The sequence below is a fragment of the Haloferax mucosum ATCC BAA-1512 genome, assembly GCF_000337815.1.
Lineage (GTDB): Archaea > Halobacteriota > Halobacteria > Halobacteriales > Haloferacaceae > Haloferax > Haloferax mucosum.
Genome location: NZ_AOLN01000006.1, coordinates 45694 through 66588, shown reverse-complemented (window position 1 = coordinate 66588; position 20895 = coordinate 45694). Strand labels below are relative to the sequence as shown.

Here is a 20895-nt window from a genome sequence, read left to right as displayed (position 1 = left end):
GTTCTCATCAGTGACATCTGTGCATCCGTCGGCGGGTGCTCCGCAACCACTAAACGCGCCTCGTTCCTTCCTCCGGTAATGGTAGATTGGACGGAGAAGTACCGCCCGTCGTCGCTCTCGGAGGTCCGCGGCAACAACAAGGCCCGCGACGCCCTCGCAGAGTGGGCCAACTCGTGGGACGACCATCGGGAGGCAGTCGTCGTCCACGGCAGTCCGGGCATCGGGAAGACCTCTGCCGCCCACGCACTCGCGTCGGACATGGGATGGGAGACTGTCGAGTTGAACGCGTCAGATCAGCGAACCGGCGATGTCATCGAGCGCTTCGCCGGTCGCGCCGCGAAGAACGCGACGCTCTCGGGGTCGTCTACGGGCACGTCCACCCGGCAGTTAGTCATCCTCGACGAGGCGGACAACATCCACGGGAACTACGACCGCGGCGGGTCGAGCGCCGTGACCAGACTCGTCAAGTCGTCGAGCCAGCCAATCGTCCTCATCGCCAACGAGTTCTACGACATGAGTCGCGGCCTGCGGAACGCCTGTCAGGAAATCGAGTTCCGCGACGTCTCGGCGCGCTCTATCGTTCCCGTCCTCCGAGATATCTGTCGGAAGGAAGGACTGGAGTTCGAACCGGACGCCCTCGAACGCATCGCCGACATGAACAGCGGCGACCTGCGTTCTGCGGTCAACGACCTTCAGGCAATCGCCGAGGGGCGCGACGAAATCACCGAGGAAGACGTGATTATGGGCGACCGAGACCGCTCTGTCGGCCTGTTCGAGTTCCTCGACGCGGTGCTCAAAGAGGAGTCCGCACAGGACGCGCTCTACACCGCCTACGACGTTGACGAGACGCCGGACGACCTCACGAAGTGGATCGAAGACAAGGTGTCTCTCGTCTACGAACCGGACGAACTCGCCCGCGCCTACGAGTTCCTCGCCAACGCCGACCGCTGGCTGGGTCGCGTCCGCGCCACACAGAACTACTCGTATTGGCGTTACGCGACGGACAACCTCGCCGCCGGTGTCGCCGCCTCACGCGACCGAACCCGCGGCGGGTGGACGCGGTACGGGGGCGCACCGTACCGTTCGACCCGAGACAAGACCCGCGACACCGTCGTCCGGAAAATCGCCGAGAAAGGTGGGTTTAGCATGGCGACCGCCCGCCGCGAAGTCCTCCCGTACCTCTCGGCGGTGACCCACCACTGCAAACCCCGCGAGCTAACGGTTGCGATGACCGCGTACTACGAGTTCGACACGTCCCACGTTTCGTTCGTCACCGGAAGCGGCGAGACGACGAACAAGGTTCAATCCATCGTCGAAGACGCCGAAGAACTCCGCGCGGAACTGGTCGAAGCACACGCCGGTGGGGCGTTCGCCGGAATGGAAGCCGTCTCTGCGACCGACGAACGGGGTGCCGAGTCCCCCGACGCCGAGTCCGGTGACGACGACGTGCTCAACCGCGACGACACCGACGAATCGGCTGACGATGGCGATTCGACAGACGAGAGCCAGGCGGGATTGAGTGACTTCTTCTAACGGGGGTAGAACGGTTCTACACTGAGCCGTCGAACTGCTGAAATAGGCGGCTCGGTGGTCTCAGTCACTAATCGGTAGCCGACGGTACGTCAGGTCGTTACGCCGTCGGCGTCGGTAGTCTGCCCGGTCGTTTTCCTTCGTCTGCGTCCAGCCCGTGCCAGACGGCGTCGCCGCAGTCGGGACAGTCGAGTCGTCGGACGCGAGCGTCGCGCGTCAGCCTCGGCCAGTCGTCGATGTGCGCGGCGCGGTCGCAGGTCGGACAGAACAGAATCGTCTTCCGTCGTTCGAAATCGGGTGGTTCAGCGCTGAATTGGCGAAGTACGTCATTCATGTCGGTGTGAACCGGCGTTTCAGCGTATAAGCTTGTTGGATACCTGTCGGGTGTGACCCCGACTGACTCACGGCCGATTGGAGGGCACTCCCACTCAGAGTAGCTTCGAGAGGAACTGCTTGCCTCGGTCGGTTCGCGGGTCCTCGAAGAACACTTCGGGCGGTGAGTCCTCGACGACGCGCCCGTCGGCCATGAGGACGATACGGTCGCCCACTTCGCGGGCGAACCCCATCTCGTGGGTGACGACGAGCATCGTCATGCCCTCGTCGGCGAGGTCGTGCATGACTTCCAGCACTTCCCCGACCAGTTCGGGGTCGAGTGCGCTCGTCACCTCGTCGAAGAGCATCACGTGCGGGTCCATCGCCAGCGCGCGGGCGATGGCGACGCGCTGTTGTTGGCCGCCGGAGAGTTGATTCGGGTAGGAGTCGGCCTGCGCGGAGAGACCAACGCGGTCGAGTAGTTCGTCGGCGCGGCGCTCGGCTTCGTCACCCTTGAGGCCTTTCACCTTCGTCGGCGCGAGTGTCACGTTCTCGACCGCCGTCTTGTGCGGGAAGAGATTGAAGCTCTGGAACACCATCCCGATGCGCTGGCGCAGGCGGTTGATGTCTGCGTCAGGGTCGGATATCGAGGTGCCTTCGAGTCGAATTTCACCGTCTTGAATCTCTTCGAGTCGGTTCGCACAGCGAAGGAGCGTGGATTTTCCGGAGCCGGACGGCCCGATGATGACACACACCTCTCCTTCCTCGACGTTCAAACCGACGTCTTTCAGGACGTGCGTCTCGCCGAAGTACTTGTCCACCTCGTCGAATTCGAGGAGACTCATCGGCGGTCACCTCCCCAGTCCGAGCGGGTTTCGAGGTGGCTGACGACTTTCCCGAGCGGAATCGTAATCATGAGGTACGCGATGGCGACGAGAATAATCGGCGTCCACGGGTCGAACGTGGCCGAGTTGACGTTGCGGAACGCGCTGATGAGCTCCGGAACGGCGATGACCGTCAGGAGCGAGGTGTCTTTCACGAGGATGACCTGGTCGTTGCCGATGGCGGCGAGCGCGTTACGCCACGCCTGCGGGAGGACGACCTCGCGCATACCCTGCACGTAGGACATCCCGAGCGAGCGGGCGGCTTCCATCTGTCCGTCCGGAACGGCGTCGATGCCGCCGCGGACGGCCTCGCCGACGTAGGCGGCGTGGTTGAGCGTCAGACCGATGATCGCGGTCGGAATCGCCCATTCGGAGATGGGGAATTGACCGGGCGGCCAGAACGCCGGAATGCCGGTGAAGATGACGAGTAACTGGAACAAAAGCGGCGTGCCCCGGAAGAACTCGACGTAGCCCGTTGCGACGGCGTTCGTGAATCTCGTGTTCGACACCCTGCCGAGACCGACGATGACGCCCGCGGTGACGGACAACAGACTCCCGACGAGGACGATACCGAGCACCCGCAGGAACGCCTCGACGAACTGCGGGTAGATGATCTCCCTGAAGAGGTCGAAATCGACCTGCGTGAAGATGATTACCGCGACCAACCCACCGACTCCGAGCGTAAATAGCCCAGCGATGGTCGCGCCCAGCCGCCTGAGTGTTTTGTCGTTCAAAAACTGCTCTTGGTACTCTCCGTCTCTGGTTCGTCCCTCGGAGTAAGATTCAGCCATTGGTAGAGTTTCTCACAGTGGTAGGATAAAAGAGTGCGTCTGATTTGGCTTATCCAGAGAAGTACTTGGAGTAGATCTCGTCGTACGTCCCGTTGTCGCGGATCGTCTGCAGTGCGCCGTTGACCTCCTCGCGGAGTTCGTCGTCATCTTTCCGGAAGCCGATGCCGTACTCCTCGACGGTGAAGGTGAGATACGGTGGAGCGTTTTCTTTGCCCTGCTCTTCGGCGGCACCGGTCCCTTCGAGGAACCGGACGTTGTCGCTTTGCTCGGCGAACTCCGCGTTGACGGTGTTGTCGTTGATGACCGCGCTGACCTGGTTGTTCCGGAGCGCGTCGAACGCGCCGGTTACCTGGTCGTAGCTCTGAATCGTCAGGTCGCCGTCGAACTCTTCTTTGAGGCCCGTCGCGGCGCTCTCGCCGGTCGTCCCCTTCTGGACGCCGACGGCGACGCCTCGGAGGTCCTCCTTCGAGGAGATGTCACTGCTGTTCAGGACGATAGCCGTCTGGTACGCCGTGAAATACGGGTCGGAGAAGTCAATCTCCTCTGCGCGGTCGTCGGTGATGGTTATCGCGGACATGATGACGCGGAAGTTCCCGTTGTTGAGCGAGCGGATGATGGTGTCGAAGCTCGTCTGCTGGAACTCGTGCTCGTAACCGAGTTCGTCGGTGAAGACGGCCTGTGCGATGTCAACGTCGAAGCCGATGAGTTCGTCCTCGGTCGTCCTGTACTCGAATGGCCGGTATGGGATGTCCGACCCGATGGTAATCTCACTGCCGCCACCGCCGAGACAACCGGCCAGCGTGAACGCGGCCGTGGCCCCTGCGGTTCCCTTGAGGTAGGTACGTCGTTTCATAACAAGCCACAGGTAGCACATCCCCATATAACACTTCTTCGGTCGAATTCTCAATTCACGTCGATTTTGGTGAAAATTGCCAGGGAATAAATTGAAACGATAGAAATTCGGTTATATCTCGGACATGTTGCAACATAAATGATTTGGCTGTGTATGACTACCAAATCCACGTCGATTGTTGATTCGAAGGTCGGACGGAACGGACAGAACGCGCCTACAAAAACGAACGTCGGCCGAAAACTCAGTCCGCGTCGTTTCTCACGCCGGTCTGTGGAACCGGAAGGCCACTCCGGACGATGACCGTCGCGCCAACGACGAGAACGAGTGCGATGAGCGTCCCACCGAGGTGGGCCAGTTGCAGTGATGGGAGGTACACCTGCCGACCGGCGATAAGCAAGGCGACGACGATACCGCTTGCAGGTGCGAGCGCGTATTTGAGTCGGCCGTAGGAGTCGGCTTGCGCCCCGTGTGCGGTGCTCGCCCACAGCGTTGCGGCGACTAACGAGCCATAGGTTGCGAGACCAACGACGTAGTAGATGGTCTGCGTCAGCGGGCCGAACGAGACGAACATGTGGGGAGCGAGGACGAGCATAATAGGCATCCCGACGAGTGCCAGTTTGACCGCGTCGGCGGTGCGGGGAATTCCGCGGTCGGAGAGACCCCACGCGGCGGCGGCGACGACTGCCGTGAATATCGACGTGGCGACGACGTAGTGGGCGGTGAGGATGACCCACTCGTACTCGGTGACGGTGAGTGCGCCGAGGACGATTTGGAACGGGAGGATTGCGGTTGCGACGACGAGCGCGTAGCGGACGCGCTTCGAGACGCCCTCACGCCACGCTTTGATGGTCGTCCCGAGGATGACGAAGCCGGTAATCATGGCGACGAGGCGGTGGAACCACTCGATGAAACTGCCCCAGTTGGCCGGAAACAGTCCGAGGAAACCGTCGCAGAAGGGCCAGCGACCGGCACACGTGAGTCCGGCACCCGCGGCGGCGGTGTAAACCCCGAGTACCATCAGAATCCCGGTCAGCACGGCGGACCCCGCGAGGAGGCGGCGAAGCCGAGGTGTCATATGCGGGAGTCAGGCCCGCGCAAACTTATACCTCGTAGGTACGTCCGTCGAAGGCGTCAGCGATATTATCGTTGTTGCCCTCGTCGGCACGTCGGCTGAGCCGTCCAATTCAAGTCGGTGCAGTCGGACGACCGAATATGGACATAGACGAGCGACTCGCATCTCGGGCCGACCGACTCGACACGTACCTCGAAACGCACGACGTCGAGGCGGTCTGGTTCGCCCGCCCGAACTCCTTCGCGTGGCTTCTCGGCGGCGACAATGTCGTGGACCGCGATGCGCCCGTCGGCGTCGCGGCCGCCGGGTACGACGGTGATGAGTTCCACGTCGTCACTGACAACATCGAAGCGACGCGCCTCCTCCACGAGGAAGTGCCGCACGAGGGCGTTCGGATACATCGCTACCAGTGGTACGAAGGCTCTCTCGCGTCCGGCGTCGCGTCGGTCTCGCCGACGCCCGCGGCCGCGGATTTCGATGTCCCCGGCTTCAACGACGTGGACGCATCGACGGTTCGCCAGCCACTCACCGAGTCCGATATCGAGGCGTACCGCGAACTCGGCCGCGACGTTGCGAGCGCCGTCGAGCGGGTGTGTCGAGAACTCGAACCGCACGATACGGAACACGAGGCCGCGTCGGGGCTTCGCGTGACGCTCCACGCGATGGGCATCGAGACGCCCGTTTCCCTCGTCGGCGGCGCTCGTCGGGCACAGCAGTACCGACACTACACCCCGACCGACGAGCAACTCGGCGACTACGCGCTCGTCTCCGTGACGGCCCAGCGCGACGGTCTCTACGCGAGTTGTACGCGAACCGTCGCCTTCGACGCACCCGACTGGCTCGAATCGCGTCACGAAAAGACGATGCGAGTCGAAGTCGAGGCGCTCGCGGCGACGAAGCGAGTCGCGGCCGACGGTGGCACGGCAGGTGAGGTCTTCGACGCCATCCGCGACGCGTACGACGACGTTGACAACTCCGACGAGTGGCTGAATCATCACCAAGGCGGTGCCGCTGGATTCGCCGGCCGCGAGTGGTTCGCCGCTCCCGACGCGGACGACGCGGTTCACGCGCCGATGGGCTACGCCTACAATCCGACTATCGAGGGCGCAAAGAGCGAGGACACGGTGCTCGTCGGGACCGACGAGACCGAAGTGCTGACCACGACCGGCCGGTGGCCAACCCGAACAATCACGAGTGACGACGGCTCTATCGAACTCGAACGGCCCGAAATTCTTCACATCGAAACGGAGTAATTTTTGTCTCGTTGCAGTCCCGAACCGGCGTCACCACCTCGCCGCCGTCAGCCGACGATTCGACTACTGTCGAATATTGAGTTCGACGGCGTTGGATAGTTTTTTGCCCCCGGACGAGGAGGTGTGAATCATGGGATTAGACGACGACTCACGAGAATATCACCGGCGGGACCCGCCGGGCAAAATCGAGATAGCGACGACGAAGCCGACGAACACACAACGCGACCTGAGTCTCGCATACTCGCCCGGCGTAGCGGCACCGTGTCTCGACATCGACGAAGACGACGACGCGGCGTACGAGTACACCGCCAAGGGCAACCTCGTGGGCGTCGTCTCCAACGGGACGGCTGTGCTCGGTCTCGGTGACATCGGGGCGCAGGCGTCGAAACCGGTCATGGAGGGTAAGGGCGTACTGTTCAAACGCTTCGCCGATATCGACGTGTTCGACGTCGAACTCGACATCACCGACGTAGACGAGTTCGTCGCCGCGACGAAGGCGATGGAGCCGACGTTCGGCGGTATCAACCTCGAAGATATCAAAGCTCCCGAGTGCTTCGAAATCGAGCACCAACTCCGCGAGCAGATGGATATTCCCGTGTTCCACGACGACCAACACGGGACCGCGATTATCTCCGGTGCGGCGCTTCTCAACGCCGCCGACATCGTCAAAAAGGACCTCGACGACCTCGAAATCGTCTTTTCCGGTGCGGGCGCGTCTGCGCTCGCAACGGCGCGATTCTACGTCTCGCTCGGCGCGAAGAAAGAAAACATCACGATGTGCGACTCGTCGGGTATCATCACCCAGTCGCGCGTCGAAGCGGGCGACGTCAACACGTACAAAGCCGAGTTCGCCCAACCCGTCGATGACGGGTCGCTCGAAGACGCGATGGCGGGAGCGGACGTGTTCGTCGGGCTGTCTGTCGGTGGTATCGTGAGTCAGGAGATGGTCCGGTCGATGGCTGACAATCCCATCATCTTTGCGATGGCCAACCCGGACCCCGAAATCACCTACGAGGACGCCAAAGACGCCCGCGACGACACCGTCATCATGGCGACCGGGCGCTCTGACTATCCGAATCAGGTGAACAACGTGCTCGGCTTCCCGTTTATCTTCCGCGGCGCGCTCGACGTGCGCGCGACCGAAATCAACGAGGCGATGAAACGTGCCGCCGCCGAAGCCCTCGCGGAACTCGCCCGACAGGACGTGCCCGACGCGGTCGTCAAAGCCTACGGCGACCACCCGCTCCAATTCGGTCCCGACTACCTCATCCCCAAACCTCTCGACCCCCGCGTGCTGTTCGAAGTCGCACCGGCGGTCGCACAGGCGGCGATGACCTCCGGTGCGGCCCGCGAGCGCCTCGACATGAACGAGTACCGCGAGCGTCTCGAAGCGCGCCTCGGCAAATCGCGCGAGATGATGCGCGTCGTCCTCAACAAGGCGAAATCCGACCCCAAGCGTGTCGCGCTCGCCGAGGGGTCGAACGAGAAGATGATTCGCGCCGCCTACCAGATGCAGGAGGAAGGCATCGCCGAACCAATTCTCGTCGGAAACACCACCAGCATCCTTCGCAAGGCCGAAGAACTCGGTCTCGACTTCGACCCAACTATCGCCAACCCGCGCGACGGCGAGTGGGACCACTACGTCGATCGCCTGTACGAGCTCAGAAAGCGCAAGGGAATCACCGAATCCGAGGCGAGCGAACTCATCCGGCGCGATTCGAACTACTTCGCCAGCATCATGGTCGAAATCGGTGACGCCGACGCGATGCTCACGGGGCTGACCCACCACTACCCCGGCGGACTTCGCCCGCCGCTCCAAGTCATCGGTACGGCCGAAGACGCGAACTACGCGGCTGGCGTCTACATGATGACGTTCAAGAACCGCGTCGTCTTCTGTGCCGATACGACAGTCAACCTCGACCCCGACGAGGAGGTTCTCGCGGAAATCACGAAGCACACGGCCGAGTTGGCTCGGCGGTTCAACGTCGAGCCTCGCGCCGCCCTTCTCTCGTATTCCAACTTCGGGAGCGTCCGCAACGAGGGAACCGCAAAGCCCCGCGCCGCGGCCGACATACTCCAGAACGACCCCGACGTTGACTTCCCCGTTGACGGTGAGATGCAGGCAGACACCGCCCTCGTCGAGGATATTCTCGAAGGCACCTACGACTTCGCCGAACTCGACGACCCGGCAAACGTCCTCATCTTCCCGAATCTCGAAGCGGGGAACATCGGCTACAAACTGCTCCAACGCCTCGGCGGTGCGGAGGCCATCGGCCCGATGCTCGTCGGCATGGACAAACCCGTCCACGTCCTCCAGCGCGGCGATGAAGTGAAAGATATCGTCAACCTCGCGGCGACTGCGGTCGTAGACGCACAGCAGGAATAGGTCCCGAGCGGAGAGGACCTTTTTTAGTCCAGGTTTTTGCGGTGAGGGTGACCGGAGCGAGGCGGTGGGATTTTTCCACCGCCAGAGTGCGCCAAGTTAGGGGATTCGTATCAAAACTCGGTCCACGCGATAGCGACTGCGAGACCGGTCAGTGGCGGCATCGCGTAGAGTGCGAACGTCGCCGGGTCCGGTGGCGAGAAGAACGCGGCGAAAGCCACCGTGAACAAGAGCGCCACCCCTTTGGTTCGTTCGCCGAGGCGATTCGGAAGCGCGCCGGCCCGACCGAACCCGACAAGGAGGGGTGCGGTAGCCGCTCCGAGACCGACCACGACCGGGAAGAACAGTTCGAATTCGAGAACCGCCCGCGGAGACCCGAAAGTGACCCATCCGGCGCTGGTGAGAACGCCGCCCACGCTCGGGGCGGCGAGCCACGTCAGCGCGCCACAGATAGCGAACGCCACCGCCGCCGCGACGAGGTGTCTGGCGGCCGCGCGGAGCGTGACCGCGGCGTCGCGGCCGGTTAGCAAGACGAGGTGCGCGCCGCCGCCGAGGGCACCCGCGAGAGCGGTCAGTTCGAGGCGGACGAGGAACACCGGCGACTGCACAGCGAGGGCGTCAGTTCGGATTCCCGCGGTCGGCGACAGGGTACTGGGGTCGCGGACAACGGCGAAAACGACGACCGCGACGAGGAGACTGCTGACGGTGAGTCGTCGCACCCGACATCTGAGTGTCGCGCCGAGCGGCGACAGCCCGTGTCTCCGTGGGTCAGCCGATTCGACGACACCTGTCGCGTCCATATCGTGGCTGTGGCGGCACCTCGTTGTCAACTTTTTGACGGCGGGACGAGAGACACGTCGGTGCATCGAAAACGCACGCGTGACGTATCTTGAAGCGCCCTGCCTGCGAGGCCCGTCGCATGGAGGTCACACTCGCCACCGGTGCGGTTCTGTTCGGTGTCGTCGCGTTCGGCGGATTCGTCACCGGCGTCAACGGGTTCGGGTTCGCCGTCGTCGGAACGGCGCTTCTCGCCGCGACGGTGGGACCACAGACCGCGGTCGTCGTGATGATACTCCCGATACTCGCGGGGAACGCCGCGCTCGTGCGCGAACTCGACCGCGAGAGTCTGTCGGCCTGCGTCCGTCGCTTCTGGCCGTACGTGGGCGCGGCGCTCGTCGGAACTCTCGTGGGGATGCAACTCCTCTCGGTGGTCCCGACCGAGCCGTTGACGCTGGCACTCGGCGGTTTCGTTCTCGGTTACGTCATGTTCTCCCAGTCGTTGGTTGCCGTACCGGGAGAAGCCCGCCTCCGAGCGTGGTGTTTCACGGACGGGACGGCGATGAAAGCGGGACTAGGACTCGTCTCCGGTCTCGTCTTCGGCGCGAGCAACGTCGGCATGCAAGTAATCGCGTACCTGCGAAGTCTCGGACTAGACCGATCGACGTTCGTTGGTGTCACGGCGATGATTTTCCTCGGCATCTCGGTCGTTCGCGTCGTCGTAGCCGCGACACTCGGGTTGTTCGAAAGCAACGAGGTCCTGTTGTTGTCCGCGGTCGCCGCGATACCGGGACTCGTCGGTGTGAGCGTCGGCCGCAGAGTTCGACCCCGGATTCCGAGTCGGTATCAAAAAGCGGGGACGATGGGATTGCTCACGCTTATCGGTCTCCGACTGGTGAGCCGGGGAGCAGGGTTCTGACGGCGCTCAGTCGCTCGCTCGACCTTCGAACCGGGACGGCGGAAGGTAGCTCGCGTCGGCTTCCGTTTCGAACTCGGGTGGCTCGGGAATCACACAGCGGTTCGGCTGTCTGTTGACGTGCTCGTACTCGTCCGGTGCGTTCGCAAGCGGGTGTGCGGGGTTCTCCCGGCTGTCGATTCGGGCGGCACGAAGTTCTTCGAAGCCGGCGATGCGCGCTTGAATCCCGCGCCAGTGGTGTTCGCTTCCGGCGGGGACGATGATGCGCTTCGGCGACTTCCAATCGGGGTGGTCACCAGCGAGAACCGCGTTGTTGACGTTCGCCGCCAACTCGTCGTGGTCAACCAACACTCCGACGCGGGACCCCGGTGGTGCTCGGTGTGCGAGCACGTCCAGTCCGAGATGGAGCGCTCGATACTCCGAGACATTGTTGTCCGGAGCGATATCTGAGAGTGCGATACGGGCGACGCGCTCGCCGTCGCGGGTCTCTATAACGACACCGAGACCGCCACCGTTCGGACGGTACGACCCGTCGGTTGCGACGTAGAAGTGACGTTGGTGCGTCCGCGGTGGGTGTGCGATGTGGGGCGTCGGCGACTCGTCGAACAAGTCCCTGAGGTTAGGACGGCCGGTCACGGCCATACAAGACGTTCGGCGATGGGAGTTAATAAGCGTACCCCGTGTTAGCGTGGGGACGGCACTATGGTATTATGGAACAATATATAGAGAAGTAAAGATGTGGCCGGGTCGCGGCGCTGTATCTCAGGAATACCGTCGAACTCGGTCCCACAGACGACCACTTCGAGAGTCCGTGTGAGACGCGACGCCCGGCCGTCGGTGACGCGCCGCACCCCGTGGCGACTCCGGCGAAACAGCCCCGTAACGAAACGTTCAGGCTCCCGGCGAGCGCACCACCGCTGTGACACGGTATCGCAACCTCGGGCTATTCGTCGTTCTCGCCGCCGTTTGGGGTTCCGCGTTCATGGCAATCAAGGCCGGATTGGCGCACTTTCCGCCGGTTCTCTTTGCCGCGCTCCGATACGACGTTGCGGGCGTGATAATGCTCGTGTACGCGGTTTACGCGACTGATTCTCCCATCCCGGGTGGCCGAGCGGAGTGGACAGAAATCGCCATCGGGGCGGTCTTTCTCATCGCAAGCTATCACGCGCTCTTGTTTATCGGCGAAACCGACCCGGCCGTCACGAGCGCCGCCGCGGCCGTGCTCGTGAGTCTCAGCCCGGTTTTGACGACCGGATTCGCCCGCTTGTTGCTTCCGAGCGAGCGTCTGACACCGCTCGGCGTGGCCGGACTTCTCCTCGGACTCGTCGGGGTCGCGGTGCTCTCCGAACTCGACCCGAGTAACCTGCTCGCCGGCGGAACCGTCGCAAAACTTCTCATCTTCGGTGCGGCGGCGGCGTTCGCACTCGGTTCGGTTCTCACCCGCCGCGTGGATTCCGAGATGCCGATAGAGACCATGGAGGCGTGGTCGATGCTCGGTGGTGCAGTACTGATGCACGTCCTTTCCGCCGGACTCAACGAGTCGTTCGCGGCGGTGAGCATCAATCTGGAGTCGGTCGCCGCGCTCGCGTATCTGTCGCTCGCGGCGAGTGCACTCGGGTTTCTCATCTACTTCGACCTGCTGGAGCGACTCGGCCCCATCGAGATCAACCTCGTCTCGTATATCGCGCCCATTTTCGCGGCGCTGTCTGGGTGGGTGTTTCTCCAAGAGGTCCCGAATGCAACCACGGCGATTGGATTCGCTCTCATCTTCGTCGGCTTCGTACTGTTGAAACGCCGGGCGATTCAGGACGAACTCCGGTATCGCTTCGGCAACGAGGTTTCGACGTCCGACTGACCGTTAGTCGTCGATTCGCTCGACTGAGACGACTTCGCCGACCATCGTCCATCCGTTTTCTCCCGAGGGTTGCCGTCCAACGATGACGCGTTCGTTGTCCTCGGTCGTTGCAAACCGATACGTTGCGTCGTCGCCGTCTCGTTTTCCCTCTGCTTGAAACTCCGTCTGGAAGAACTCGGCGCTCTCCAGTGTGAACGCTCCTTCGAGTTCCTCGCCGACGACGAGATGCATGCTGTTCGGATGGATGTTGTACATGCGCTTTGCGACGCGATTGAGATCGGGCATCGTTCGACAGTCGTTGTCGGCGAATAAATCCCTACGGAACGACCAACGTCTACGACGTCTACAGACGAGCAAGCGAGGTCTCGCAAGTTGGTCTGCGATTTGCTGGAGACAGACCCGCTTCGATTTCCCTTGGTTTGCACCCCAGTTCACCAAATCTGTCGTCGCATGCCTGGCACCGTGCCCGATACAACTTGCCGAGTGTATCGACGGTACCGACGCTCAGCTCGGCCGTGATTCATGGCAGATAAGTACCACAGTGACACGGGGTAGTCAGGGTTTCGTGACGTTCTAATAATTCAGATTGTTATCATGAATAAAAGAGTTAAAAGATGTTTTAAAGTGTTAAACGGTTTTTGAGAAGATAATAAACGTTCACGTTTAGCAGATTGTAACAGGTAAATGAGGATGAAACGAATCGAATTCTCGTGTGTAATTATGACCCCTCGTATCTATACAGTAGGTGTAGGTGTCCCCCAAATGTCGAACTCCTCATCTACGGTCCCACGTGAACGCCTCTCTCAGCTCCGAGAGAAGGTCACGGACGAACAGCAACTCAGTACCGGGCTTCGCCTCGTTACCGCACCAGTCAGATTTGTCGGCTTCTGGGCCGCAGTCGCACTGCCGTTTCTCTACCTTCCGCTGTTGGTCGGTGGACTCTCCGAGACAGTGACGCTGTCTGCGAACCTCTCCGGAAACGAACTGACCGTCTTCGTCGCGCTCGTCACACTGAACGTGGTCGCGCTCGTCATCGGCCACGACTACGCGCGCTCGTAGAGTCGATTGCGGTGTCCTGCCCTCCACATCCGTTACAGCCCCTCCTCGATTCCGGTCTCGGTTGCTATCGGTATTTCTTCTTTCCCTCCCTCTCTTTTCTCCTTCGCCTGCGTGCGAGACAATAGATTATATGAGTGATCGGTAAATCGAGGGCCTTTACCACTGGTCCGGTCGTCGAATTTTGTATGTCGCTGGAGATGGTTCCACTGGGACGGACCGGAACGAAAGTTTCCGAGATCGCCTTCGGAACGTGGCGGTTCGGTCGGCAGAATGACGGTGGTTTCGTCGAGGTCGGAGCCGAACGAGCACACGAACTTCTCGATGCGTACGCCGCCGCCGGTGGGAATTTCATCGATACCGCAGATATGTACGGCGACGGAGCGAGCGAGACGTTCATCGGTGACTGGCTTTCTGACCGTGACCGAGAGGACTTCGTCATCGCGTCGAAGATTTTCTGGCCGACCCGCGAGGACGCGAACGGTCGGGGACTCAACCGGAAGCACCTCCGTCGCCAAATCGACCTCATTCTCGACCGACTCGGCACTGATTACGTGGACCTCCTGTATATCCACCGCTGGGACGACGACACGCCCGTCGAGGAGTTCATGCGAACGCTCGATGGGTTCGTCCGCGACGGGAAAGTGAACTATCTCGGCACGTCAACGCTCGAACCCAACGCGTGGAAGGTCGTCAAAGCCAACGAACTCGCAGACAAACGCGGCTACGAACCCTTCCGGCTCGCACAACCCCGGTACAACGCGGTCAACCGCGAAATCGAAGGAAACTACCTCGATATGTGCGCCGACTACGACCTCGGCATCATTCCGTGGTCGCCGCTGGCCGGCGGGTTCCTCACCGGAAAGTACACGCGCAACGAACGCCCGCCCGAGGACTCCCGTGCCGCAAACGACCAGCACTTCGCCGACTCGTATCTCACTCCCACGAACTTCGACACGCTCGACGTCATCGAGACCGTCGCGGCCGAAGTCGATGCGTCACCCGCACAGGTGAGTCTCGCGTGGCTCAGACACCACCCGCAAGTCACCGCACCGATCATCGGCGCGCGGACGGTTGCCCAGCTCAAAGAGGACATCGTCGCGGCCGATATCGACCTCACCGACGACCAGTTCGAACGCATTTCGGCCGCCAAACGGCACCGTTCCCAGTGAACACGTCGAACCGTCAGGTGTAGGTGTCGCCGGCGGATATCTTCGGCCATGACCGACGACGCGTTCGACCCCGAGACATACGTCGCCGAACTCCGGGAGAAACGGGCGGAAAAAGACGACTTTTTCGACACCCACCCGCAGTCGCCGATTCCGCCGGCAGAGCGAGACTCGTTCGACGGGCTGGACTATTTCGACCCGGACCCGGACTACCGCGTGACCGCCTCGGTCGAGACCCACGACGACCCCGAACCGGTCGTGATGGACACTTCGACGGGCCGTGAAGTTCGGTATCTCCGCGTTGCGACGTTCCACTTCGAACTGCGCGGGACCGATCTCGAACTCGGTGCGTACCGGCAGGAACACGACGATTCGCAGACGCTTTTCGTTCCGTTCCGTGACAAGACGACCGGACAACAGACGTACAACGGCGGTCGCTACATGGAACTCACGCCCGACGCGTCGCTCGACGAATTGGACGACGTCGTCGTCGATTTCAACCTCGCGTACAACCCGTTCTGTGCGTTTACGGACACGTTCGACTGTCCGTTACCGCCGGAAGAAAACTGGCTCGACGTAGTCATCCCCGCAGGTGAACAAACGTACGAATCCGCGTAGCAATCGAAAGCGCAAGTTCCATATCGAACGCTTCCGGAGCGGTAGATATGGGACTGCTCAGTTCGCGCAAGGCCATGGTCGGGTTGGTGCTGATGATTATCGGGACGGTCGGCATGATGCCGGGGTCGCTCCCGGGTAGCGAACCGTCGTTGACCTACGCACTCATCCCCGGAGCGCTCGCGCTCACGCTCGGAACGTGGATGGTCGGGACGTCCGAAGGCGGACGCCCGGTCTAGACTCGACCCGCTTTTCTTAGCACCGCTTAAAAAACAGCCTTCGGTGAGTTACGCCTTTGGACCGCTCCATTTCCGGAGCGTCGCGGAATTCTCACCGGACTCGGAATTCCAAACGATGCGAACGACCTGATTGTGGAGCGAACTCCCACTTTCAGGCTTGATTGTGAGTGACGTGCCTGCTTTCACATCGACTTCCGACCCGCCGTTCAGAGCGGTCCACGTTCGGGTTTCGGCGGCGTTGCTAGCGTCAGCTTCCGCGGTACCGTAGATTTTGACGCCCGCCGTAACGTTGAGTCGATCAGAGTTAATCTGGTCGCCGCTTTCGTGGGTGATGTTGAGGAAGTCGTCACCACTCTGATTGTAATCGAAACTGAAACTCGCCTGGGGTGCCGTTGCCGTTTGCTGTCCGAGACCGAGCACAAACGTCCCGATAACAGCGGCGAGGATAACTGTGATTGCGACCATCAGAATGACTCCGATGACCGGCGAGACTGCGTCGTCGTCCGTGAGTAACTGTTTGAATCTCATTGGTATGAATGTCAGCTCCAATGAATGTTCAGTTTGACTGGACCTAAAGCTACCGGGAATTCTGACGTCCAAAGAAAACAATTGCGTGAAGATTGATTCGTCGTTAGGCGTCGGGTCCGGACCACTTCTGCAAGGTGGCGGAGTTACTGCCACTTTCGGAGGTCCAGACGATACGGAAGGTTGCGCTATCGAAGTCGTTGTCTCCGACCTGCACAGACGTTCCTGCCGTCACATCTCCGGAGACTCCCATGGCGGCGAACGTCTTCGAGTCGTTTGTCGTTCCATCGGGCGTGCCCGACGTGATGAAATCGAAGTCCGTCGTCGAACTGAGGTTGAGACGTTCACCGTCGATAGCGGTTCCACTTTCGTGGGTGACAGTTAGGTTGTCGTTCGGTGAGCCATCTTCGTAGTCGAAGGTGAAACTCGCCTGGGGTGCGGTGTTGCCGACTTGGTCGCCGAGACCGAGGACGAACGTGCCGATGACGGCGGCGAGGATGACGGTAATCGCAACCATCAGGATGACCCCGATAACGGGGGAAACCGCGTCGTCGTCAGCGAGGAGTTGCTTGAAGTTCATTATCCGCTGTAGGTCCACTTCTGGAGCGTGGACGACGTACTGCCGCTTTCGGAGGTCCAAACAACACGGACAGTCTCGCCTTCAGTGAACGCGTCATCACCCGAACTTTGGATGATTACAGACTCTCCCGCCGATATTTGGCTCGCACCGAGGTCGGACCACTTATTATTCGGATCGGAGACGTTGACATCTCCAGTGACAGTGACAAGACCCCCGTCGATCTGTTCGCCACTTTCGTGGGTGATAGTCAATTCACTGCCATCGTAATCGAACGCAAAACTCGCTTGCGGTGCCGTTTCGCTCACCTGGTCACCGAGTCCGAGGACGAAGGTTCCGATGACGGCCGCGAGGATAACGGTAATCGCAACCATCAGGATGACCCCGATGACTGGGCTGACTGCACGGTCTTCCGTGAAGAGATGTTTGAGTTGCATACTTGTGTCCGACACCCGGACGGTGTTGCCGCCGAACTAGGCTGGCGCGCAGTGCTGGTGCGCGTTTCAGCCAGCTCCCTGCCCGGCACCCGTCACGGTGTGTCCACCCGACTGGTATCCCCGGGGTAACTTAAATGTACGTGACAAATTAATGTGGTATTTCCAGCTCAGTTTAGGCACTTAATATACTGTTTATATGCTATTTAAGAGTAGAGTGTAGATACACCGTTACGGCCTCTAATAAATTTTTGACACGTTTGTTCGGGTTCTCTATTCGCCGGTCTTCCATTAACACAACGCGGTGGCCTACGCGTGCGTCACGCGCGAAAGAAGCACATATCATTATCCGACAGCAGTGGCTCAGGGGTTAGTTACTTCGAGAACGAAAACGCCCCCGGAGAACCGGGGACGCCGTTCCTACCCAAGGTGGCGTGCGCACGCACTAGATACTCATCTGTAACGCTACAAATGCTTTGTGGACCATATGCCGAGTTCGGCGGCTGTATTACACGAATGCTAACGTTTCTAAAACGCTTCAATCACACAAAGTATTTACCGGGAACGCCCAACAGGTGAAACTGTACCCCTGCCCATGGAGACATTCGTGAGTACCTCGCCTCGGCCCGGGTTCTGCCCGGCTTGGTTCCGTCCGAGGACTGACGAAAACGATGTCCCCGACTGCAACACCCATCAAATCAACAATGACACGCAATAAGCAAATCCGCGCGGTACTCCTCGCTGCGCTGATGGTCTTCTCGGTCTTCGCCGGGTCCATCGCGTTTACGGGTAGTGCTGCTGCAGATGCGTCCAGTGTGAGCGGTTCTGTGTCTGGCGACACGGCAACTGTCTCCGCGACGCTTGCTGGCGACGAAGGTAACGCTACCGCGTTCCTTGACGTCAACGGCAACGACGCATTCGATTCGAGCGAACCGTCTACAGAAAATACGTCCCTCGGTGGCGCCACCAATCTCGAAGAGGAAGTTGACGTCAGCGGCGTCGCTGGCGGTAACTACGACGTCGGTGTCGTGACCAACATCACGGCTTCGTCCGAAGCGACGACGATGGCTGGCTCCTCGCTCACCATCGACGACAACGAAGCTCCTGAACTCGAATCCGCCGTCCACTACACGGACGCGAACGGAGACGACGTTCTTGAGCTCTCCTTCACCGAGGAGATGGACGACTCTACCCTGAGCAACATCGAAGTCTACCAGGACGACGAGAAAGTCACGGGTGCTGTCGTCTCGTCCACGAACCAGCCGAACCCCGGTCAGGTTGTCGTTCAGACGACCGACCTCTACACTGGTGACATCGTTGTCAACCTCGAAGGTGTCGAAGACACCTCCAGCACCGAAATCGGCGACGGTCTCGACGACGACAACAACGCGACTGTTTCCGTCGCAACCGTCACCATCACCGAGAGTGGCTCGGGCGTCACCGACGCCTACAAGGGCGAAATCGTCGCTCTGACGAACGGTGACCTCAACACGCCTGTCGAAGTCGAATCCGACGAAGGACAGGACGACAACGAAGGTTACTCGTTCTCGGGTTCCACCGGTCAGACCTCCGAGGTCTTCACGTTCGACACCCAGAAGCGTGCCGTCGGTGAGCGCTACAACGTCACCATCGCTTCTGACGACGACAGCAAGGTCAAGGTCCTCAACCTCAACCTCTCCGTTGCGCTTGAAGACCTGAACGTCACCAACGAAGACATCATCGAGGGCACGGCCTCTGCACGCGCAGGCAACCGTGAAATCGACGTTAACCTCCTCGACGACGACGGTGACGAAGAAGACTCTGTCTCCGCAGAACTCAGCGGTCAGGGTGAATACGACTTCGAATTCGACACTGAATCGCTCGACCTCGACGTCGGCGACTACACTGTCGAAGTTGTTGACACCGCATCCGGTGTCACCGTCGAGTCCGACACCATCACCGTGACCAAGGCTGGCGAAGGTAAGACGGACTTCAACAACTCCGTCATCGAGGATGACCGCGGCGACGTCGTCGCCATCCCGGTCACGCTCGAAAACACCGACATCGCAACGGTTTCTGTCGGTACCCCTGACCAGGGTTACGCCGCAAACGTCACCGTCGAAGACGGTAACGACGACGGTACGGTCACTCTCCTCTGGGACAGTTCCAAGTCCACGGTAACGAACAACCCGCAGAACAACGTCTTCGATGTTGAGGATAGCGACGACGACATCCTCTCTGGTAACGACGGCACGACGGAAGTCACCGTCAGCACCAGCGAACTCATCGACACGGGTACCTACGACCTTGAGGTCCGCACGGGCGACTCGCCTTCGGACGCAGAGAACGTCGCTCAGCTCACCCTCAACGAGGCTGGCGTCACGAACGTCCAAACGTGGACGGCTCCGTCTAACGAGCCCCTCACGGACCTCGAAGAAGTCAACGACGCACTCGACAACTCGAACCTGACGCAGGACCAGAAGATTGCCTACGAGGACAAGGTTATTGTCCAGATCGAGGCCGCTGGTCTCGAAGGTACTGTCGGTGCCCAGGACGACGAGACGCCGAACTTCTTCGACTCCGGTAACGGATTCGGTGACTCCTACCGCCTGACCGTCAACCAGTCCAACCCTGGACCGAACCGCGACCCCAAGATCCTCGACGTCGCTAACAACGCATCTGTCGTTGCTGATGGCGACAACAACACGTACTTCGTCGTGTTCGACTCCAACGACATCGAAGCATACCGTGACTCCAACGACAACGGTGTGCTCACCAACAGTGAGCGAACCTCGGCGAACAACGTTGACGTCGAAGACGACGACGAGTACAACGTCGAGTTCAAGATGGTCGAGAAAAAGGAAGTCCAGAGCAGTCTCGCACTCGTTGACGATAACTCGTCGGCAGTGAATTCCTACAGCCACGTCGAAGCCGAGCATACGTTCGATGTCTCCGACAACGACGAGGTCAACGTGACGAACGCTGAGGACCAGGTTATCTCTGGTTCCTCCAACGTCGCGCCCGGTACGGAAGTTACGCTCAAGGCCGAGTCCTCTGGCGACACGCAGCCGAAATTCCTCAAGACCGCCACGGTCTACGTGCAGGAAGACGGTACGTTCTCCGCCAGCTTCGACTTCTCGGAACAGAGCGTCGGTGACACGTTCGAAGTGACCGCCGACGGCGGCGTCGCACCTGACGAGACGGTCGACGGCAACGTCCTCGAAGAGGTCCAGACGGAGACCACGACGACTGAGGACAACGGAACGGACACCACGACGACTGAAGAGCCAACGACGACTGAGACCACGACGACCGAGACCACGACGACTACGTCGAACACCACGGAGGAGACCACCACGGGCTCCACGCCTGGATTCGGCGTTGTTGTCGCTCTCGTCGCTCTCGTCGCCGCTGCGCTCCTCGCAGTCCGTCGCGACTAACTCCACTAACTAACCACCGGGACCCTTCCCGGCCTTTTTCCTTTCTTTCGACGCTTGACAGGGAGCGACAGCGCTCGCTGGTGCCGCAACCAAGTCTGTGATTACTGACTCGGTAGCGTCGCTACGCGCAATCAGCCACATCGACAGCACGCGCGCCTGGATAGCAGATGCTATTCTGAGTGGTATCCCACTGAAACGACGAACACAACTGGTTATCGTCGTCTCAAAACGACCC

The 20895-nt window shown here is 60.7% G+C and carries 21 protein-coding genes; 10 read left to right on the top strand and 11 right to left on the bottom strand.

Annotated features, from left to right (window positions below):
• The first annotated feature begins 78 nt into the window (after positions 1-78).
• Complete coding sequence (locus C440_RS03310) at positions 79-1533, top strand: replication factor C large subunit (protein WP_008318239.1); 1455 nt, start codon at positions 79-81, stop codon at positions 1531-1533.
• Positions 1534-1630: 97 nt separating this feature from the next.
• Here C440_RS03310 and C440_RS03305 read toward each other — a convergent pair whose 3' ends face one another.
• The 5 genes from C440_RS03305 to C440_RS03285 form a co-directional block, all read right to left on the bottom strand.
• Positions 1631-1864: a hypothetical protein gene (locus C440_RS03305; protein ID WP_008318236.1), complete on the bottom strand. Its 234-nt coding sequence runs from the start codon at positions 1862-1864 to the stop codon at positions 1631-1633.
• A 94-nt stretch (positions 1865-1958) separates the two neighbouring features.
• Positions 1959-2687 carry an amino acid ABC transporter ATP-binding protein gene (locus tag C440_RS03300; RefSeq protein ID WP_008318235.1) on the bottom strand — a complete coding sequence of 243 codons (729 nt, stop codon included), beginning with the start codon at positions 2685-2687 and terminating at the stop codon, positions 1959-1961.
• The gene (locus tag C440_RS03295) at positions 2684-3517 is read right to left on the bottom strand and encodes an amino acid ABC transporter permease (protein ID WP_008318232.1); all 834 of its coding nucleotides are present in this window, start codon (positions 3515-3517) and stop codon (positions 2684-2686) included. The genes C440_RS03300 and C440_RS03295 overlap by 4 nt, the downstream gene beginning before the upstream one ends.
• Before the next feature lie 49 nt (positions 3518-3566).
• The gene (locus C440_RS03290) at positions 3567-4370 is read right to left on the bottom strand and encodes a transporter substrate-binding domain-containing protein (protein ID WP_049915250.1); all 804 of its coding nucleotides are present in this window, start codon (positions 4368-4370) and stop codon (positions 3567-3569) included.
• A 241-nt stretch (positions 4371-4611) separates the two neighbouring features.
• On the bottom strand, positions 4612-5445 hold the full coding sequence (locus C440_RS03285) for a COX15/CtaA family protein (protein WP_049915248.1): 834 nt from the start codon (positions 5443-5445) through the stop codon (positions 4612-4614).
• 143 nt (positions 5446-5588) lie between these two features.
• Between C440_RS03285 and C440_RS03280 the strand changes: the two genes are divergently transcribed.
• Together C440_RS03280 and C440_RS03275 are read left to right on the top strand one after the other, a co-directional pair.
• Positions 5589-6695, top strand: coding sequence for a M24 family metallopeptidase (locus tag C440_RS03280; RefSeq protein ID WP_049915315.1), 1107 nt, complete (start codon positions 5589-5591; stop codon positions 6693-6695).
• 130 nt (positions 6696-6825) lie between these two features.
• Positions 6826-9081, top strand: a complete 2256-nt coding sequence (locus tag C440_RS03275) for an NADP-dependent malic enzyme (protein ID WP_008318226.1) — start codon at positions 6826-6828, stop codon at positions 9079-9081.
• 110 nt (positions 9082-9191) lie between these two features.
• Here the strand turns inward: C440_RS03275 and C440_RS03270 are convergent, their stop codons facing one another.
• A complete protein-coding gene (locus C440_RS03270; protein ID WP_008318224.1) occupies positions 9192-9878 on the bottom strand; it encodes a hypothetical protein in 687 nt (228 codons plus the stop codon).
• A gap of 119 nt (positions 9879-9997) precedes the next feature.
• Between C440_RS03270 and C440_RS03265 the strand changes: the two genes are divergently transcribed.
• Complete coding sequence (locus C440_RS03265; RefSeq protein WP_008318223.1) at positions 9998-10774, top strand: sulfite exporter TauE/SafE family protein; 777 nt, start codon at positions 9998-10000, stop codon at positions 10772-10774.
• A 6-nt stretch (positions 10775-10780) separates the two neighbouring features.
• On the opposite strand, the gene C440_RS03260 is transcribed toward C440_RS03265, so the two are convergent.
• Complete coding sequence (locus tag C440_RS03260) at positions 10781-11413, bottom strand: ribonuclease H family protein (protein ID WP_008318222.1); 633 nt, start codon at positions 11411-11413, stop codon at positions 10781-10783.
• A gap of 277 nt (positions 11414-11690) precedes the next feature.
• On the opposite strand from C440_RS03260, the gene C440_RS03255 reads away from it, so the two are divergent.
• Positions 11691-12626 (top strand): DMT family transporter, encoded by a 936-nt coding sequence (locus C440_RS03255; protein WP_008318221.1) that lies wholly within the window; start codon positions 11691-11693, stop codon positions 12624-12626.
• A gap of 3 nt (positions 12627-12629) precedes the next feature.
• Here C440_RS03255 and C440_RS03250 read toward each other — a convergent pair whose 3' ends face one another.
• Positions 12630-12911 (bottom strand): hypothetical protein, encoded by a 282-nt coding sequence (locus tag C440_RS03250; RefSeq protein ID WP_008318220.1) that lies wholly within the window; start codon positions 12909-12911, stop codon positions 12630-12632.
• Between the two features lie 477 nt (positions 12912-13388).
• On the opposite strand from C440_RS03250, the gene C440_RS03245 reads away from it, so the two are divergent.
• From C440_RS03245 to C440_RS03230, 4 genes are all read left to right on the top strand, one after another.
• Complete coding sequence (locus tag C440_RS03245) at positions 13389-13685, top strand: hypothetical protein (protein ID WP_008318219.1); 297 nt, start codon at positions 13389-13391, stop codon at positions 13683-13685.
• A gap of 185 nt (positions 13686-13870) precedes the next feature.
• Entirely contained in the window at positions 13871-14854 is a 984-nt protein-coding gene (locus C440_RS03240) for an aldo/keto reductase (RefSeq protein WP_008318218.1), read from the top strand.
• Between the two features lie 48 nt (positions 14855-14902).
• Entirely contained in the window at positions 14903-15469 is a 567-nt protein-coding gene (locus C440_RS03235) for a DUF1684 domain-containing protein (protein WP_008318217.1), read from the top strand.
• A gap of 47 nt (positions 15470-15516) precedes the next feature.
• Entirely contained in the window at positions 15517-15705 is a 189-nt protein-coding gene (locus C440_RS03230; RefSeq protein WP_008318216.1) for a hypothetical protein, read from the top strand.
• Positions 15706-15753: 48 nt separating this feature from the next.
• On the opposite strand, the gene C440_RS03225 is transcribed toward C440_RS03230, so the two are convergent.
• The 3 genes from C440_RS03225 to C440_RS03215 all read right to left on the bottom strand — a co-directional run bounded on the left by C440_RS03225 (position 15754) and on the right by C440_RS03215 (position 17244).
• The gene (locus C440_RS03225; RefSeq protein ID WP_008318215.1) at positions 15754-16233 is read right to left on the bottom strand and encodes a type IV pilin; all 480 of its coding nucleotides are present in this window, start codon (positions 16231-16233) and stop codon (positions 15754-15756) included.
• 103 nt (positions 16234-16336) lie between these two features.
• A complete protein-coding gene (locus C440_RS03220; RefSeq protein ID WP_008318214.1) occupies positions 16337-16810 on the bottom strand; it encodes a type IV pilin in 474 nt (157 codons plus the stop codon).
• Positions 16810-17244 carry a type IV pilin gene (locus tag C440_RS03215; RefSeq protein ID WP_008318213.1) on the bottom strand — a complete coding sequence of 145 codons (435 nt, stop codon included), beginning with the start codon at positions 17242-17244 and terminating at the stop codon, positions 16810-16812. Before C440_RS03215 ends, C440_RS03220 begins: the two co-directional genes overlap by 1 nt.
• A gap of 701 nt (positions 17245-17945) precedes the next feature.
• Between C440_RS03215 and C440_RS03210 the strand changes: the two genes are divergently transcribed.
• Positions 17946-20660 carry a BGTF surface domain-containing protein gene (locus C440_RS03210; RefSeq protein ID WP_008318212.1) on the top strand — a complete coding sequence of 905 codons (2715 nt, stop codon included), beginning with the start codon at positions 17946-17948 and terminating at the stop codon, positions 20658-20660.
• Positions 20661-20895 lie beyond the last annotated feature (235 nt).